The sequence below is a fragment of the Sorangium sp. So ce321 genome (assembly GCF_051530195.1).
Lineage (GTDB): Bacteria > Myxococcota_A > Polyangia > Polyangiales > Polyangiaceae > Sorangium.
The window spans coordinates 6,877,584-6,894,789 of sequence record NZ_CP150329.1 but is presented as its reverse complement, the minus strand read 5'-3'; the positions used below and the strand labels follow the sequence as shown (position 1 = coordinate 6,894,789).

The window sequence follows — 17,206 nt, the reverse complement described above, 5'->3', positions numbered from 1 at the left end:
ATCAAGCTCGCTCCCGGCGCTGCCGCCGTGCGATTCCGCCGGCTCCCTGCGCCTCCGGGCTCGGCGACCCGCGCCCCACGCGCCGGGGCGTCGCGGTGACGCGGTGACGCGGTGACGCGGTGACGCGGTGACGCGGTGACGCGGTGACGCGGTGACGCGGTGACGCGGTGACGCGGTGACGCGGTGACGCGGGGCGCAGAGCTCCGGCGCCATCTCGCCTGGATCCATTTGGATACATCGGCTCCATGGCGTGGCGTCCGACGCCGGTGTCCCGCGATCGCCAGGCGCCGCTGGCGTGGTGTCTCCGACAAGAAATCTACGCCTGCGTGCTACGCTGCCGAGCGCGGGTGTTCTGTGCGGAGCAGGCGCGGGCTGATCGCGTGGCGGGCGCCAGGGCGCGCGTGCGCCCGGCAGAGACCGCGGTGGGATCGATGGCTTACGGTGGCCGCGCCGGTGTGCTCTCGCGGCGCCAGGTGGAAAGGGGTTGGTGCGATGTTGAAGCGGGTTTGCTGTGGGACTGCAATTTTACATCTCACGCTGGGGCTCGCGGGCTGCGCCCTCGACGCGGGGGAGGGCACGCTCGGGGAGTCCGCCGTCCCTCTCGGCCCGGATGGCTCGTCCCCGGTGAACGAGGTGAGGGCCCTCGCCGCGGGCGCGGGGGTACCCTCGGTGTGGGGGCCGGCGGATAAATCATTCCTCGGCACGTCGACGACAACGGAATCGAGGGTCTACTTCACCGGCCACCGCGGCATCGTTTCCGAGGTGTTCTACCCGGTGCTCGACACGGTCAACACGGTGGACCTGCAGTTCATGGTCGGGGATACGGCCAAGACGTTCGTCGACGAGGAGAAGTCGCAGAGCTACACGGTTACCCAGCCGGACAAGCGCTCGATGCGGTGGCAGGCGGTGACCACCAACAGCGGTCACAGCTGGCGGATCACCAAGACGATCTTCACCGATCCGAAGCGCAACACGCTGATCCAGCGCGTCAAGTTCGACGCGCTGGGCGGCAAGAACGTCACCCAGTTCAACCTGTACCTGCTCCACAACCCGGCGATGGACAACTCCGGGGCCGGCGACACGTCGAAGACGGTGACCGTGACGGGGACGGTGACGCGCACGATGCTCGTCGCCTCGGAGAACAGCCGCGCCTCGGCGCTGGCCATCTCGCGGCCCTGGAAGACGCTGACCACGGGCGGCCCGCCGATGGTGTCGAGCGGCTTCGTCGGCGAGACGGACGGCTGGACCGACCTGCTCGGCGGCACCAGCGACAAGACGATGAGCTGGCGCAACGACCTGGCGGGCGGCGGCAACGTGGCGCAGATGGGCTGGGTCGACCTCGGCACGAGCGCCGTCACAAGCATCTCGTTCGACGTGGTGCTCGGGTTCGGCGCCACCGAGACCGAGGCGACGACCACCGCCAACGCGACCCTCGGCGACAGCCTGGCCACCCTGCAAACCACCTACGACAGCGGGTGGAAGAGCTACGCGAGCACCCTCAACAGCCAGGGCGGCACCGCCGACGACCAGTACTACCTCGCGGCGATGGCGCTCAAGTCGGTCGAGGACAAGTCGAACGGCGCCATGATCGCCGGCATGGGCACGCCGTGGGGTGAGACCAGCGGCGACAGCAACAACGGCGGCTACCACCTGGTCTGGCCGCGCGATCTGTTCAAGTTCGCCAGCGCGCTGGTGACGGCCGGGGACATGGTGACCCCGCCCCGGGTGGTCAACTACCTGTTCAACACCCTGCAGCAGACGAGCGACTGCGGCGCCTCCGAGTACAACGCCCCCGGCTGCCCGCAGGGCTACAGCCGTGTCGGCCGCTTCCCGCAGAACGCCTGGGTCAGCGGCTGGCAGTACTGGCAGGGCACGCAGATGGATGAGCAGGCGATGCCGATCATCCTCGCCTGGCGGCTCGGCCCGGCGGTCTACAACCCGCTCTGGCCGAAGATCAAGAAGACCGCCGATTACATCGTCAACGTCGGCCCGTGGACCCAGCAGGAGCGCTGGGAGGAGAACTCCGGGTACTCGCCGTCGACCATCGCCGCGGAGATCGCCGGCCTCGTCTGCGCGGCCACCATCGCCCGCGCGAACGGCGACACCACCAGCGCCGCCCGCTACATGGCCGCCGCGGACTACTGGCAGCAGAACATCGACCGCTGGACGTTCACCACCACCGGCCATCACCAGCCCAACGGCAGATATTACATCCGCATCAACCCTTCGTTGCGGGGCAACACCGGCAGCGGGCCGCAGGTGTATAACCCCGTGGCCGGTCCTGACGCGGCGATCAACGTCACGCATGGCAACGGCGGCGGCACGCACGACCAGCGGTACATCATCGACGGCGGGTTCCTCGAGCTGGTGCGGATGGGGGTGAAGCGGGCAAACGACCCCTCCATCGTGGATACGCTCGTGGAGTACGACGCCATCCTGCGGCAGATCATCCCGGACAAGGGCAAGGCCTGGTTCCGCTACAACTACGACGGTTATGGCGAGACGAACAACGGCGCGAACTACGACGGGTTGAACGGCCGTGGCCGGCTGTGGCCGATCTTCACCGCCGAGCGCGGCATGTTCGAGATCGCGACGAGCGGCAACGGCACCGATGGCAGCCCCTACCTCGCGACGGTGAAGGCGTTCTCCACGCCGCAGGGCTTCATCCCCGAGCAGGTGTGGAACACCACGGCGACCATCACGGGCTGGCAGGTCACCAAGCCGGCCTCCGCCACGGCGGGCACCCCGACCCGGTCGATGAGCCCGCTGAACTGGGCCATGGGCGAGTACATCAGCCTCCTCGCGTCGATCCGGGCCGGCAAGATCGTCGATATCCCGTCGGTGGTCTGCGGCCGTTACAACACCTGCGTGGTCCCGCCCGCGAGCAACGAGGCCGCGGTCGCGGTCAACGTCAGCGCCACGACCGTGGTCGGCCAGCAGGTGTACGTCACCGGCAACACAGCGGCGCTGGGCAACTGGAACACCGATCTCGGCATCCCGGTCTTCACGAGCACCACCGAGTACCCGGTGTGGAAGAGCCGCGTCAACCTGCCTGCCAGCAGCGCCTTGCAGTACAAGTACTACCGCAAGAACGCCGACGGCAGCCCGACCTGGGAGAACCGGCCGGGCGGCGGCAATCGCTCGCTGAGCACCCCTGCGGCCGGCGGGACGCTCACGCTCAACGACACGGTGACCTGGTAAGACCCGCGGGCGCGCGGGGGAGGGGAGGCGCGAAGAGCGTGGGAGTCGAGCGGCGCGCCGGGGGCCCGCAGGCCGCCTGGCGCGCAGCTCGACTCACGCTTGATGAGCCCGCAGGCCGCCTGGCGCGCCGCGCGACTCAGCGCTTCATGAGCCCGAGGATCACCTGCTCGGTCTGCTCGACGAGCGCCGCCACGAGGTCGGCCGCGGGCCGCGGCCTGGCGAGGGCGGCGCTCTGGCCTGCCCAGAGGGACAGGTAGTCCTCGCGGTCCGCGGCGGCCGCTGCCCGGCGGATGGGCTGCGTGAGCCAGTTCTGGACCGGATACGCCGGCACGTCGGCCTCGTGCGGCGTCATGGCCTCGACGAACGCGTTGATGATCCCCCGCGCGGTGCGGCCGGAGAACACCCGCGTGAGCACGGTGGTCCGGGCGCCCGGCGACGCCAGCGCGCGGCGGTGGCCGGCGCTCGCCCCCGACTCCTCGCAGGCGAGGAAGGCGGTCCCGATCTGCACCCCTTCGGCGCCGAGCGCGAGCGCCGCCGCCACCCCGCGGCCGTCCGCGACCCCGCCGGCGGCGACCACCGGGGCCCGCACCGCGTCCACGACCTGCGGCACGAGCGACAGGGTGCCCACCAGCGACTCGCGCACCGGCCGCAGGAACGCGCCCCGGTGCCCCCCCGCGTCGCTGCCCGAGGCCACGATGACGTCGACGCCAGCCTGGTCGAGCGCGATCGCCTCATCGACCGTCGTGGCGGTGCCGACGAGCGCGATCCCCCGCGCCTTCGCGCCCTCGATGACCCAGCCGGGCGGGACCCCCATGACGAAGCTGAGGACCTGCGGCCGCGCCTCCAGCGCGGCCTCGACCTGCTCCTCGAAGCGCGGGGTGAACGCGCTGGGCACCTCGGGGTCGGGCAGGCCGAGCTGCCGCAGGACGGGCCGCAGGCGCGCCACGTGCCGCTCGAGCTCCGCCGGCTCGATGGTGGACGGCTCGCCGGCCTGAGGGACCCACAGGTTCACCGCGAAGGGGTCCGGCGTGAGCCGCCGCAGCTCGGCGACGAGCTCGCCGATCTGCGCCGGCGTCAGGAAGTGGGCCCCGAAGGAGCCGAGCCCACCGGCGTTCGAGACGGCGGCCGCGAGCGCGGTGGTGGAGAGGCCGCCGCCGAAGGGGCCCTGGACGATGGGGAGACGCAGTCCGAGCTGTCGTGTGAGGCGCGTGTCGGTCCACATGAGGGAGCTCTATAGCGGTGTTCCGGAGAGAAGGGTAGAACCGCCAGGGGACGCCAGGCAGGGAAGGGGCGCCAGCGGGAGAATCTGGGCCTGGTCGCCAGGCCTCACGGCTCCGGCTCTCCTCGGCGGCGCGTGGGCGATCCCAGCAGCGCGTGTGTCTCGCGTAGGCTCAGCGCGCCGTCGGATCGTTGACGCGCCCCGCGAAGAGGAGCGCCTTCGTCTGAAGGTCGCTGATGAAGAAGAAGAACGGGCGGTCCAGGACGATCGCCGCGGGCGGGAAGTACGCGCCCCCGCCCGTGCCGGCGATGATGACCGCCGTCGCCGCCGTCGCCTCGGTCCCGGCCTCGTCCACGTCGATGACCGCCTGGTGGATGACGTTCTGGATATGGGCTCCGCCGCGCGGGATGATGCCCGAGAAGTCGGCGTCGCCTGGCACACGGGCGCATCACGGCTGGCGGGCGGCGGCTCCGGCACCGACATCGTTACTGTCCGTCTCGGCTCGCCCCTCAGAGGTCGTCGATCGGGGGCAGCGCGTTCAGCCAGTTCAGCTCGCTGTCTCGCATGAACTGGGCGGACCAGGTGGCCTCGGTGATGTCCCAGGTCTTGTACTCGCGAATCATGCGCACGAGCTGTTCGATGCCTTTGCTCGTGGGCTCCGCGGCCAGCGCCTGGATCAGCGGCATGACGCCCGCGGGCTTGTCGGGCGCGGCCTCGAGCACGCGCAGGAACCACTTGTGGTAGGGGTAGAGAAGCTCGTTGTGGGCGAGCACGATGCGGCCGCCGAACAGGGTGAGCTTGGAGACGGCGGTCCGGAGCAGGGGCATGTCGCGTCGCTTCAGCGCCTCCTCCGTGTACCAGCGCCAGGCCTCGAACTGCGCCTGGAACCGGACGATGCGAGACGCCTTGTCCTCGACCGGGTAGCGCGCGGCGCCCTCGAGCAGGGCGGAGAGCGAGGGGTCGCTCGAGAAGAGCACCTGAGCGTCCTTGAACGCGTAGCGCGCGGGCTCGCTGCCCCTGGCCGCCACCTCGCGCAGGAAGCCTGCCGACACGTACTTGCCGTCGACGTACCCGCCCTCGTAGGTACAGAGCTCGCGGCTGAAGAAGCACGTGCGGCCGGTGCGGAGCCGATCGCGATGCTCCTCGTCCGAGACCACGATCATCACGTCGACATCCGACTCAGGCGAGCAGAACCCGTGGGCGATGGACCCGCCCAGGACGAGGCCAGTCACCTCGGGGGCTTGCTCGAAGTGCTCGACCGTGCGGCGCAGGGTCGCGGCATGGTGCGGGAGTATCTCGGCTTTCCTCATGCGTCGCCGAGGATACATCGAACCTGAACGAAATGGACGCCGGCGAGGTACGGCGCGCCCGAGGAGGATGGCCGAGGCGCCGGCGCGGCCAGGGCGAGCCCGCGCTGAAGTGCGACGGCTGCGAGGCCGCCGGCGACCGGCCCGTGGCTGGGCGGAAGCCGCCGACCGACGCGTCGCAGCGGGGGCGCAGCCCGTAATTTGCACAAAATTCACGGAGAATTCACGTGATCTTGTACTCTGCCTGAGAGATCCATGTCTGGCCCTCTACCGTACGACGCTGCGTTCTACTCCAAATTACAGAGCGGCTCCCTGAGCTCCGCGCGCCAGGTGGTGCCGGTCTTGATCTCGCTGCTGGAGCCCCGGAGCGTCGTGGACCTGGGCTGCGGGATCGGCGCCTGGCTGACGGTGTTCAAGGAAAACGGCGTCTCCGATATCCAGGGCATCGACGGGGATCATGTCGACCGCAAAGCCCTGCTGATACCTCAGGACCGGTTCACCGCCCGCGACCTCGGTCGACAGCTGACCCTGGACCGGCGCTTCGATCTGGCCGTCTCCCTGGAGGTCGCCGAGCACATCGACGCCTCGGCCGCGGGCACGTTCATCGACAGCCTGACGCGCCTCAGCGACACCATCGTGTTCTCCGCGGCGATCCCGCTGCAGGGCGGTGAGCACCACGTCAACGAGCAATGGCCGGAGTACTGGAGGGCACTGTTCGAGGCCCGGGGCTACCGGCTCGTCGACTGCTTGCGCCCGCGGTTCTGGAGCAACCAGAAGGTCGAACGCTGGTACCGTCAGAACCTGCTGCTGTATGTGAAAGACGAGCACCTGCGCGCGACGCCGGCCTTGCTGGCGGAATACGAAAAGAACAAGGATAACGTGCTGTCGCTCGTCCATCCCGACGTGTATCTTTATCCTTCCATCCCCTCGCTCCTCCAGTTTATTCGCCGGACGTTCGTCTACCATGTCCGCCGGCGCCTCGGAATGCTGGCCGGGACTGCGCCGCGTTCCTGAGACAGGCCCGCTCGCGACCGCCGTGGCGCGGACGCCCGGAGAGGCGTGGCGCCGGTGCGCGGCCCACCGCGGAGGCGTCGTTCGCGCCGGGCGCGATCCGTGGCTCCGGATCAAGCCTCGACGACGACGAGCGGCACAAACATTTCCTGATCGCAAAGCCCGCCATGAACGCCGATGTGCGCGTAGCGCTGCTCGCCTGGAAGCCAGTCTATCATGAGCGCGGCTTCCTTCATGAGCAGGGTGTAGTCGCCGATGCGCTCGTGCAGCCTCGCGTGGGGTGGCCCCAGGCCAAAGTAGCCTTCCTGCACGAGGTCTGCGCTGGTCCTCAGGTCGGCGACTTCGCCGAGGTGCGCGGTGACGTACTCGACGAACTGCGAGCGACGGCTCGCGTCGACATAGCAGTACGCCGCGCGCCGTTCGCCGCAGAGGGGCAAGGACAGCGTCCGGGCGAGCTCCGGATGCGCCTCGAGCTGGATCGCCCGATCCGCTTGCATGTCGATGAAGCCGTGGTCGGCCGTCACGATGACCGTGGTGCCCGTTCCGCCGATGCGAGCGAGGAGATCGGCGAACGCCGCGTCGAGCTCCGCGATGTGGGCCACGGCTTCGCGGCTGGCCACGCCATGCTCATGCGCCAGCTTGTCGTACTCCGGCCAGTACGCGTAGATGTAGTTGCGAGGCCCGGGCTGACGCACGATGCGAGCGATCGTGTCGAGCATGTGGCCGAGCTCGTCATACCCATGCGTCTGCGCCTTGCCCCGGTGCGCCGTGTTGAACGCGGAGTGCGCGATGTGCGTCGGCGTGACGATGTGGGAGAGCGCGTCCAGGCGATCGAACACGGGGGGGACGTCGAACAGCGCATCTGCGGGGGCCTTCGGGGGCGCGCCGCCCTGGCGCGTGTGATAAGGCAGCACCGTGAGCACCTCGCCGAGCTCGCGGAAATACGTGAACCAGCCCGTGACGCCGTGCTGCTGAGGCGCTGTCCCGGTCAGAAAGGTGGTGATCGCGCTGGCCGTCGTCGTGGGGAACACGGACGTGATTCGACCCAGGGTGTGCCGCGCGAGCACGCCCCCTCCGCAGCGCTCCACCAGCGATGAATGACCGAGACCGTCGATGACGAGGAGGACGACGTTGCGGCTCGTCAGGCGCGCGGGGGGCAGGCTGCGCAGGGGCGGATACGGCCCGCTCTCCGCGCCGAACGCGCGCGCGATCGACGCCATGAGGTTGACGATGCTGCCGCCGTGATAATCGGGCAAGGCCATGAGAATGGGTCCTGCGTGACCACGTCCAGGTTCGTCCCTGGGAAACGCTGTATCAGGGAGGGCAGAGGAGCGCGAGGTCGACCGGGCACTCCAGGGTGCGGAGCCACTCCGTGATCAGCGCATCGACCGCATCGGCCCCGGCGGTGTCGGTGGCTGCTTTGATGGCGTCGAGGAGGTCCTGCATGCGCGCGGCCTTCCCCACGTTGGCGGTGTAGAAGGCGCCGAGCGTCCGGTCGAGCACGTCGACGCCGATCGTCTCCGCCACCTCGCGGAAGAAGAAGGCCCCCTTCATGTAGGGCACGGGCGACCAGAGCGGGTCGCTCAGGATGTCGATCTCGCCGCAGGTGGCCGGCAGCGCGATGGTGTTGCGGGCGGCCTCCGGATCGCAGACGGATTTGAGCGAGCACTCGTACGAGGCCCACGCGTCCACCCCGAGCTCGTCGAGCGCGCGGGCCGCCAGGTACGTGGCGGTACCCTCGGAGAGGATGAAGTCCTCCCAGCAGGCGATGCGCACGCCGTCGCCGAACCAGCCGTGCGCGGCCTCGTGCGCGTTGACCTCCTCGCTGTAGAGAGAGCCGCTCGAGAGGTGCCAGAACGGGTGGTGCTCCATGCCGCCATAGTCTCCGCCGCCCCAGTTGGCCGAGACCGTCCCGACGCTGTCGCCGAAGGGGTAGGGGCCGTACGTGGTCTCCAGGAAATCGAACACCTCGACGAGGTGCTCGGTGCCCTCCGCCGCGTCGGCCTCCTGGCCGGGAAGGTGCCATACGCTCACCCGCGTGCCGCCGGAGGTGGTGCCGAGCTCCAGCCGCGTGAGCTCGGCGACCGCGATCGCGGGCATGTAGGAAGGCGCCGCGGTGGGGATGCTCTCGGGGTAGACCGCGGTCATGCCCTCCGGCACCCCGGTCACGCGCATCGTGAACCGCACGCCGTCCGCGGGATCGGACTTGCACGGGAAGAGGTTGCCGCAGAAATAAGGCCAGAGAAACGAGACCCCCGATCCGGGCATCCACCCATCGAACTCTTCGTGTGCCTTGAAGGCATAATCGATGATGATCGTGGCGTCGCTCCCGGTCGACGGCACACCGACGTCGAGCCTGCCTGAGCTCACCTCGTGATCGAGCGCGCCCGACCCGTCCGCGACCGACACGATGTCGAGGTCGCCAATCTCGAACGAAGCGGCCGTGCTTTCCGACGCGGCGAGCACGATCGTCGCCCTGCCGGTGAGGCTGGCGAGGTCGAGCTCGAGCGCGGTCGAGAGGATATCGCGCGTCCAGTCCTCGCCGGCCGGCGGCGTCGTGTGCCCGCCGCCGGAGCCGCCGGTGCCGTCGCCGCCGGAGCCGCCGGTGCCGTCGCCGCCGGAGCCGCCGGTGCCGTCGCCGCCCGAGCCGCCGGTCGCGGAGCTCGAGCTGCTGGTCACGCCTGAGCCCCCGTCGCCGCCTGAGCCGCCCGCGGAGCTCGAGCTGCTGGTCGCGTCGACGCCGCCGCCGCTCTCCGCGCCGTCGTCATCGCCGCAGGCCACCGTCGCGAGGGTCGCCGAGGTCAAGATCGATAACCAGAGGGTGCTGCGTCGCATAGGGGCGCTCCTGCAAGAGGGAGGCGCAGGGTAGGCGATGGAGGACCGCGCTCGAAGAAAACTGCGGTGAGGCGCTCGCTTCGTCGCGGAGCCGCGCCCTGCTCTTCCAGGGACCCCGGCCGCTCGACCCGCGGCCTGCGGTCGCTCACGGCTCCCGCGCGCACCGGACCCCGATGCCGACCGCGCGGGCCGTCGGGGCCCGCTGGTCGCGGGTGGAGAGGAGCAGCGCCTCCGCGGCGCTGCGCCAGCCGCCGCCGCGCATCACCCGCTCCGTCCCGCCTGTCGTGACGGCGCAGTCCACGCAGTCGGGCGGATAGTCCCCCTGCCAGTCCAGCGCCCACTCCCACACGCTCCCCGCCAGATCCGCTTGCTTGAACAGCCCGTCTCCTTGCGGTGACCTCGAGCCGACCGGAAAGACGTCCTCGATCACGCACCCCGCCACATCGCTGCCAATGCAGGCATACACGGCGTGGTCCGGATCGATGGCTACATCGTCCGGCGAGGCGGACCACGGATACGGACGCTGCTCGGCGCCGCCGGCCGCCGCGTAACCCAGCTCCGCGTCCGTCGGCAGCCGGCCGCCGTCCCACGCGCAGAACGCAAACGCCAGGTACCAGCTCACGCAGTTCATCGCCAGGCGCTCGTTCGCGCCGGGCTCATCCGTCCACACCCACGTCATGCCCTCCGAATCGCAGAACAGCCCGCTCAGGAGCTCCGCCCTGTCCGTCGGCAGCTGTTCGTCCCACGCCGCGTACCACCCGCTGCCCGCGACCCGCGGGTGGGCGCCGGCGTCCACTGCTGGCCGGCTCCCGGGATACGCGTCCACGAACGCGCGGAACCGCCCCAGCGTGACCTCGAACCGGTCCAGCCGGAAGTCGCTCACCGTGGCCGGGAAAGCCGGGTCGTTGCTCCGGTTGAACGTACCAGCGGTCACGAGCTCGCTCGCGCAGCAACTCTCGTCTCCCGCCGGCCCGCACGTCGCAGGCAGGCCAGCGCAGCGACTGCCAGTTTCCACGCCACCACCACCGCCACCGCCACCGGCGCCGCCCTGCTCGTCTATCGGATGATAGGGCTTGTCCAGCCCGACGACCGTCGTGCACCCGACGCCCGGCAGGCACAGCGCCGCCCACAGCCATCGCGCAGATCGCTTCACCATGCTGCTGCCTCTATTACCGAGGCGAGAGAGAGGAATCAACAGAAACGAGCAGACGCGACAAGGGGGGATGAACAAGGTCGCCCTGTCGTCAGCCCACGACGGCGCGTCGAGTCATGGCGGCCGCTTCGAGACATGACAGTCCGGTGGGCTCAGCAGCATCAGTCCCCGTTGCGCGTTCGAGCAAGTCCTCGCTCACTCGCGCAATCGCCTGTCGACAGCTCGATGCCGGAGCCATCGCTCGAGCCCAGCCGTCTCGCTGTGTCCTGTCCCTTTTTAGGCTCGCGCAGATGGGATTTGCCGCCGACTCGAGCTCGAGGCGCACCCCGGCGCGCAGCGTGCAAGGGCCCCATCCATCACCCGGCATGCACCAGTCAGCGCGCTCGGGTAGAAGGGTAGGGACAGAAAATGAATCAGTTGAGGTTGATCGGCGCTCTGGTGACCACCGCGGCGGTTACTATCGCTCCGTTCGCTCGTGCGGCCAGCACCACGCCGATCCAGGATCTTGCGCTCGTCGAGGAGACGAGCGCATCCAGCTCGGCGGACGCGAGCGCCAGCTGGTCCAGCCATCATCACGGCCACCACGGGCATCACGGCCACCACGGCCACCACGGCCACCACGGCCACCACGGGCATCACGGCCACCACGGGCATCACGGCTACTGGGGTTCCAGGGCCGACGTTTCTCCGCGGGCAGGGCTCCCGACTCCGGTCGTGAGCCTGACGGCCGATCAGCGCTGATGCCCTGACGGTTCATGGTGCCGCTGGCGGGTCGACTGGACGCTCGGCCCCAGCGGCGCCGTGTCGGCGAGAAGGGGCGTCCGGTCGGGCAAGGTGCCGGCGTTGCGGGCACCCTGGGGGTGAACTGCATGAACGGAACAGCCATGAGCCGAAGACGCGCCATCATCCTGCTCGCCGCAGCGGCGGCGCACCTCGTGGTGGTCTGCCTGGGCGCGCTGCAGGTCCACGTCGGAGACGAGGGCTGGGCTCGCCGGGCGGTGAAGTATTACGGCCTGCTCTCCGGAGCCGACAGCGGGTACTCGTTCTTCGCTCCGGGGGTCGGGACGACGCTCTCAGCGAGCTTTCAGGTGAACGGTGCAGACGGGAAGATCGCCTCCGATGTGCTGGAGACAGGGGTGAGCCGTGAAGCAGATATCCGGGTCAGGAACATCATCGGGATGTTCTGGCTGGAGGAGGATGAGACGGTGAGGCGCTCGCTCGTGGCTTCCTGGGCCGGCAAGGTGCTCGCCAGGCATCCAGACGCCGACAGCGTCGTCGTCCAGCTCGACACGTTCGAGCTCCCCTCGATGGCGGAGTACCGCGAGGGGAAGACCACAGGATGGGAGCTGAATTATCGAGCGAAGTTCGTACATCACGCGAAGCTCATGCGCGCGCAGCAGAGCGACGGGAGGGGGTTGTGAACGCGCGGTCGGTGGCTGCCCCCCGGGTCGCGGTCGAGCGTGGGCCAGCGCGAGCGTGGGCGGCCGTCGAGCGCTTCGCCTTCGCCCCTGCGTCGGCAGCGCCGCTCGCCGTGCTCCGGATCGGGCTCGCCTCCGTTCTCCTCACCCAGGCGGTGATGGTCGCTCCTGCCATGTTCGAGCTCTATGGGCGATCGGGCATCCTGCAGGCGCCGCTCGTCGACGCGCTCGGAGGGCCGGGATCTGTCCGGCTCAGCTGGTTGATAGACCGTCTCGCCCCGCTCGGAATCGGAGAGGTGCCCATCATCGTCGCTGTGGGCGCCTTCTATGTGCTCGCCCTCGTCGCGCTGCTCGCGGGATGGCACACGAGGATGGCCGCGGCAGGCGCCTGGTTCGCCCACCTGATGCTGATGATGACGGCGGACAGCACGAATTACGGTGTAGATCAGTTCGCCAACATCTTCCTGTTCTACCTCATGTGGATGCCCGCGGGAGCGGCGCTGTCGCTCGACCGACGGCTCGGCCGCACGCCCGGCGGGCCCACGAGCATGGCGCGGCTCGCCCTGCGCGTGGTGCAGATACACCTCTGCATCGTCTACCTCACGGGCGGGCTGGGAAAGGCGCTCGGCGAGCAGTGGTGGAACGGCGATGCCATCTGGCGAACGCTCAACATCCCCGATTATCGCCAGTACGACTTCACCTGGCTTGCCTACTATCCATGGCTCGCGGTGGGCGCAGGCTGGATGGTGCTGCTGATCGAAGTCGGCTACCCCTTGATGATCTGGCCGCGCCGCACCCGGCGGCTCTGGGTGGCGGCCACCGTGGCGCTCCACGTCGGCATAGCGACCTTCATGGGGCTCGGCGTCTTCGGAGCCATCATGGCTGTGCTCACCATCTCTGCCTTCGCCGTGCGGGCAGAACCTCCTGGATCCATGCTCTCTTCACCAAAACTCCACGCGCTGCTCCGCCAGGTTCCACCAGCTGCTCCGCCAAATTCCACGAGCTGCTCACGCCGCTCACCCGTCGTGTGAGCTAGGTTGAAGGCCTCACGGATGCAAGGAGGCGAGGCGATGGCAGGAACGACGGACAGCGGCGGCGGACGGCGCGGGAGCCCCTGGAGGATGGCGGTCTGGGGCGCTGCAGCGCTCGTCCTGCTGCTGCCCTTGGTCGCGATGCAGTTCACCGAAGAGGTGGCCTGGGACCTGGCGGATTTCGTCATCTTCGGCGCCATGCTGGTCGGCGCTTGCGGCACCTACGAGCTGGCAGCGAGGTCGACGGGCAACAGAGCGTACCGAGCCGCCGTCGGCGTCGCGCTCGCGGCGGCGTTCGTCCTCGTCTGGATGAACCTCGCCGTTGGCATCATCGGGAATGAGGAGAACCCCGCCAACCTGATGTATGGCGGAGTGCTCGCCGTCGGGATCGTCGGGGCCATCATCGCGCGCTTCCAGCCACATGGAATGGGGCGCGCGATGGTCGCGACGGCGCTCGCTCAGGCCCTGGTCGCCGTGATCGCCGTGATCGCCGGACTGGGCTACACCTTCGTCCTGACGGGGTTCTTCGTCGCCCTGTGGCTCACTTCGGCCTGGCTGTTCCGGAGAGCGGCGCGGGAGCGAGCTCACGCGGGCGCAGCGCCGTAGGCCCCTCGCGCTCAGGCGGGGGCCCCCGCCGGCAGCGGGAGCGTGAAGGACACCTTCGTCCCCCGGCCGAGCTCGCTCTCCACGCGGATCGTGCCGCCGTGGCGCTCGACGAGGTTCTTGCAGATCGACAGGCCAAGGCCCGTGCTCTTCTCGCCGGCGGTCGACCGGGTGCTCGTCCTCCGGAACTTGCAGAACAGGCCGCTGATCTCCTCCGGGCGAATGCCCAGCCCCTGATCCTCGATCGTCACCTCGACAGCGTCGCCGAGGCGCCGCGCGCGCAGGGTCACCGTCGTGCCCGGGTGGGAGAACTTGAACGCATTGCTGAGCAGGTTGCTCAGGACCTGCTCGATCCGCTCGACGTCGCAGCGGATGCGCGGGAGCTCGGGCGGCACGTCGACGGCCACCGCGATCCCCTTGCGGCCCGCGCTGTGCTCGTTCTGGGAGACGGCGGCGGCGATGAGCCGTCGCAGATCGGCGTCCTGCGTCCGGAGCGCGACGCTCCCGTGCTCCAGCGTCGTGATGTCGAGCAGGTCCTCGAGCAGCTGCAGCGTGAACTCGGCGTTGGCCTGGATCTTCAGGAGATGGTGCTGCACGTCCTCGCGCCCCGCGCCAGCCCCGGCGAGCAGCATCGTCGAGAACCACTGGATCGCCGCGATCGGATTGCGCAGGTCGTGCGCGGCGACCCCCACGAGCTCATGGCTCCTCTGGTTCAGCTCGTCGAGCTGCTGGTTCGCCCGATCGAGCGCGTCGACCCTCGCCTCGAGATCCAAGAGGAGCCGCCTTCGCTGGCTGAGGCGCTCGTGCTGAGCGAACGCGTCCTTCAGGACGCCCGCGAGCCCGGGCGGATCCCACGGCTTGGGGATGAACCGGTACACCCCTCCTTCGTTGATGGCCTGGATCGCCGCGTTCGTGTCCGCGTACGCGGTCATGAGCAGCCGGACGGTATCCGGGAAATCGGCCTTCAACCGCGCATGGAACTCCGTTCCGGTCATGCCGGGCATCCGCTGGTCGCTGAGGACGACCTGGATGGGGCGCTCGCGCAGGAGCGCGTACCCCTGCTCGGCGCTCTCCGCGACAACGACGTCGTAGTCGCGCCGGAGCTCGCGGCGGAGCGCCTTCAACGTCTCGCGCTCGTCGTCGACGATGAGCAGCGCGCCCCGCGCGCCCGACGCGCCCGTCATCGGTCGAGCTCCTTCGGCAGCGTGATCGTCAACGTGCTGCCCATCCCGGGGGTCGACCGGGCGGAGAGCGTCCCGCCGTGCTGATCGACGATGATCTTGTGCGAGATGGTCAGGCCGAGCCCGGTGCCCTGCCCGACGGGCTTGGTCGTGAAGAACGGATCGAAGATCCTGCCGAGGACGTCGGCGGTCATCCCGGCGCCGTTGTCCTCGAAATCCAGGGTGACGGCGCGCGCCGCATCCCGCGCGCGGATCACGATGCGGCCGCTCCCCCGGCCGCGGCACGCGACCGCCTGGGCCGCGTTGATGAGGAGGTTCAGGAACACCTGGCTGAGCTCCGCCGGCTTGCAGCGCAGCTTCGGCAGCTCGCCCCACTCCACCGTCACCTGGATGCCGTCGTTCTTCAGCGCGGGGCCGGCGATCGCCAGCGTGCTCTCCAGGCTCTCCCTCAGGTCGGAGAGCTCTACCTCCGTCTGGTCGAGCCGCGCGAAGGTCCGCAGGTCCTCGACGATCTTCTGCACGCGCGCGAGGCCGCCGAGGGTGCCTTTCACGAGATCGCCCGTGTCCTCGCGCAGGAACTCGAGATCGATCTCCTCGCGCAGCGCCCCGGCGAGGCCCGTCACGTCGCCGAGGCCCCCGCGGAGGGCGGCTCCCTCGAGCGACTCGTAGGCGGCGAGCAGCCGCGCGAACGACTCTCCCAGCGTGTGCACGTTGCTGCGCACGAACGCGAGCGGGTTGTTGATCTCGTGGGCCATGCCGGCGGCCAGCTTGCCGAGAGCGTTCATCTTCTCCGAGTGGACGAGCATCGATTGCGTGTCCCGCAGCTGCTCGAGCGACCTCTCGAGCGCCCGCTGCTCGGAGACGAGCCGCCGCTGGAGGTTCGTGATCTTCGAGTTGAGCGCGGACACCTCGCCGAGCACGCGCTCGAGCTCGACGACGTCGAACTCGGCGAGGATCACCAGCTCCTCCCCGAGCCGCCAGACCTCGCCCTTGAGGCTGTGCGCGATCGACCGGAGATCTCCGAAGTGCAGGATCCCGTGGTAGATCGGCGCGTCGTCGCGCTGCCCCGCCGCGGCGAGCTGCGCGAAGCCCGGGCTGACGAGGCGCACCAGGACGCCCCCCGGCTCGCTCGCCCCGCCGAGCAGCCGGCGCATGCCGCGGTTCGCGAGCCGCGGCGCGCCGTCCGGCGCGAACACGCCGATCGCGAGCGCGACGGCCTCCATGAGGAAAGAGCCGGCGAGCTGCGCGAGCCGGCCGCCGAGCTCCTGCCCCGGCGGAGCGGCCGTGAGCGACGCTGTCTCGTCTTCTCCTGTTCTTCGCGGCTCGCGCGGATCCATCGGAATTCAGGCCCACCTTCGCTCGCGCTCGATGCCATGTGTCTTGGCAGGCCGGCGTGAGGCCCGCTACACCAAACGCACGACACGCCGTCTCCGCCGCTCATCCATCGATGTCCGCCGTCGGCGGACGGAGCACGGAAGAAAGGAGAAAGGGGAGAGATGGAGCGAGCGCCGGCGCGAGAGGCCCTGATCGATCCGATCGACCGCGGGATGCGCGGCGTCCTCGCCGCCGCCTTCCGCCTCGCCGGCGCGTGGGGGCTCGCGCGGCTGCCCATGCCCGGCTGCGTGGCCGTGGCGAGCGGCCAGCTCCGGGGGGAGCCGGTGGAGATGAGGTCTCACGCCTTCGCCGGGGCAGGGTGGGAGTCGCTCATGATCGCCGGCCTCACCGACGGCGCGGGCGCGCTGCGCGTCGCGACCGTGTGCGGCCTGCCCGCGCGCGGCGCGCTCCGGCCGCTGCTGGGCGTCGATCTCGTCGCGTTCGGCGGGCGGCTGTCCCTCGTCGCGCTCGACCTGTCGCCGACCGACGCCGCGTTCTGGCAGGAGCACGCGCGCCCGCTCCTCGAGGCCGTCCACGCCGCGGTCGCGGCGAAGCTCGCGCTGCGGAGGCCGCCCGACTTCGCCAAGGGCACCCTGTCGCCGCTCGCGCTGATCGCGGGCGCGCGGCCCGGCGCGGAGGGCGCCGCGTTCGACGCCGCCGCCGGCCTGCTCGACGCCCTGCGCGGCCTGCCGGCGCTCGACCCGGCGCGGCCCGGCGAGCGCGCCGAGGCCGCCTTTCGCCGGAACCTCGCGCTGCGCCGCGCGGAGCTCTCGAACCGCAAGGAGGCGGACGTCCTCGCGGCGATGTTCGGTCGCGCCTTCGCGGATCGCTACCTGCGCGAGCACCTCTTCCGCGTGGCGTGAGCGCGCGCCG

General features: G+C 69.9%; 15 protein-coding genes. 7 read left to right on the top strand and 8 right to left on the bottom strand.

Annotated elements, in window-relative coordinates; genetic code table 11:
* Positions 1-492 precede the first annotated feature (492 nt).
* A complete protein-coding gene (locus WME89_RS25475; protein ID WP_438011671.1) occupies positions 493-3,201 on the top strand; it encodes a glycoside hydrolase family 15 protein in 2,709 nt (902 codons plus the stop codon).
* A gap of 136 nt (positions 3,202-3,337) precedes the next feature.
* Here the strand turns inward: WME89_RS25475 and WME89_RS25470 are convergent, their stop codons facing one another.
* The 3 genes from WME89_RS25470 to WME89_RS25460 form a co-directional block, all read right to left on the bottom strand.
* Complete coding sequence (locus tag WME89_RS25470) at positions 3,338-4,423, bottom strand: NAD(P)H-dependent flavin oxidoreductase (RefSeq protein ID WP_438011670.1); 1,086 nt, start codon at positions 4,421-4,423, stop codon at positions 3,338-3,340.
* Between the two features lie 169 nt (positions 4,424-4,592).
* Positions 4,593-4,859 (bottom strand): serpin family protein, encoded by a 267-nt coding sequence (locus WME89_RS25465; RefSeq protein WP_438011669.1) that lies wholly within the window; start codon positions 4,857-4,859, stop codon positions 4,593-4,595.
* 70 nt (positions 4,860-4,929) lie between these two features.
* Positions 4,930-5,730: a nucleotidyltransferase domain-containing protein gene (locus tag WME89_RS25460; protein WP_438011668.1), complete on the bottom strand. Its 801-nt coding sequence runs from the start codon at positions 5,728-5,730 to the stop codon at positions 4,930-4,932.
* A gap of 330 nt (positions 5,731-6,060) precedes the next feature.
* Here WME89_RS25460 and WME89_RS25455 point away from each other — a divergent pair, with 330 nt between their 5' ends.
* Positions 6,061-6,741, top strand: coding sequence for a methyltransferase domain-containing protein (locus WME89_RS25455; RefSeq protein WP_438011967.1), 681 nt, complete (start codon positions 6,061-6,063; stop codon positions 6,739-6,741).
* Positions 6,742-6,851: 110 nt separating this feature from the next.
* Here WME89_RS25455 and WME89_RS25450 read toward each other — a convergent pair whose 3' ends face one another.
* From WME89_RS25450 to WME89_RS25440, 3 genes are all read right to left on the bottom strand, one after another.
* Positions 6,852-8,000, bottom strand: coding sequence for an alkaline phosphatase family protein (locus WME89_RS25450; protein WP_438011667.1), 1,149 nt, complete (start codon positions 7,998-8,000; stop codon positions 6,852-6,854).
* A gap of 52 nt (positions 8,001-8,052) precedes the next feature.
* On the bottom strand, positions 8,053-9,573 hold the full coding sequence (locus WME89_RS25445) for a M1 family metallopeptidase (RefSeq protein ID WP_438011666.1): 1,521 nt from the start codon (positions 9,571-9,573) through the stop codon (positions 8,053-8,055).
* A gap of 145 nt (positions 9,574-9,718) precedes the next feature.
* On the bottom strand, positions 9,719-10,729 hold the full coding sequence (locus tag WME89_RS25440; protein ID WP_438011665.1) for a formylglycine-generating enzyme family protein: 1,011 nt from the start codon (positions 10,727-10,729) through the stop codon (positions 9,719-9,721).
* 405 nt (positions 10,730-11,134) lie between these two features.
* Here WME89_RS25440 and WME89_RS25435 point away from each other — a divergent pair, with 405 nt between their 5' ends.
* From WME89_RS25435 to WME89_RS25420, 4 genes are all read left to right on the top strand, one after another.
* Positions 11,135-11,467, top strand: coding sequence for a hypothetical protein (locus tag WME89_RS25435; protein WP_438011664.1), 333 nt, complete (start codon positions 11,135-11,137; stop codon positions 11,465-11,467).
* A 143-nt stretch (positions 11,468-11,610) separates the two neighbouring features.
* On the top strand, positions 11,611-12,147 hold the full coding sequence (locus tag WME89_RS25430; protein ID WP_438011663.1) for a hypothetical protein: 537 nt from the start codon (positions 11,611-11,613) through the stop codon (positions 12,145-12,147).
* A 170-nt stretch (positions 12,148-12,317) separates the two neighbouring features.
* Positions 12,318-13,175, top strand: coding sequence for a hypothetical protein (locus tag WME89_RS25425; protein WP_438011662.1), 858 nt, complete (start codon positions 12,318-12,320; stop codon positions 13,173-13,175).
* A gap of 39 nt (positions 13,176-13,214) precedes the next feature.
* Positions 13,215-13,781 carry a hypothetical protein gene (locus WME89_RS25420; protein WP_438011661.1) on the top strand — a complete coding sequence of 189 codons (567 nt, stop codon included), beginning with the start codon at positions 13,215-13,217 and terminating at the stop codon, positions 13,779-13,781.
* Between the two features lie 11 nt (positions 13,782-13,792).
* Here the strand turns inward: WME89_RS25420 and WME89_RS25415 are convergent, their stop codons facing one another.
* Positions 13,793-14,962, bottom strand: a complete 1,170-nt coding sequence (locus tag WME89_RS25415) for an ATP-binding protein (RefSeq protein ID WP_438011660.1) — start codon at positions 14,960-14,962, stop codon at positions 13,793-13,795.
* The gene (locus WME89_RS25410; protein ID WP_438011659.1) at positions 14,959-16,296 is read right to left on the bottom strand and encodes a sensor histidine kinase; all 1,338 of its coding nucleotides are present in this window, start codon (positions 16,294-16,296) and stop codon (positions 14,959-14,961) included. The genes WME89_RS25415 and WME89_RS25410 overlap by 4 nt, the downstream gene beginning before the upstream one ends.
* A 159-nt stretch (positions 16,297-16,455) precedes the next feature.
* Between WME89_RS25410 and WME89_RS25405 the strand changes: the two genes are divergently transcribed.
* Entirely contained in the window at positions 16,456-17,196 is a 741-nt protein-coding gene (locus WME89_RS25405; RefSeq protein ID WP_438011658.1) for a hypothetical protein, read from the top strand.
* Positions 17,197-17,206 lie beyond the last annotated feature (10 nt).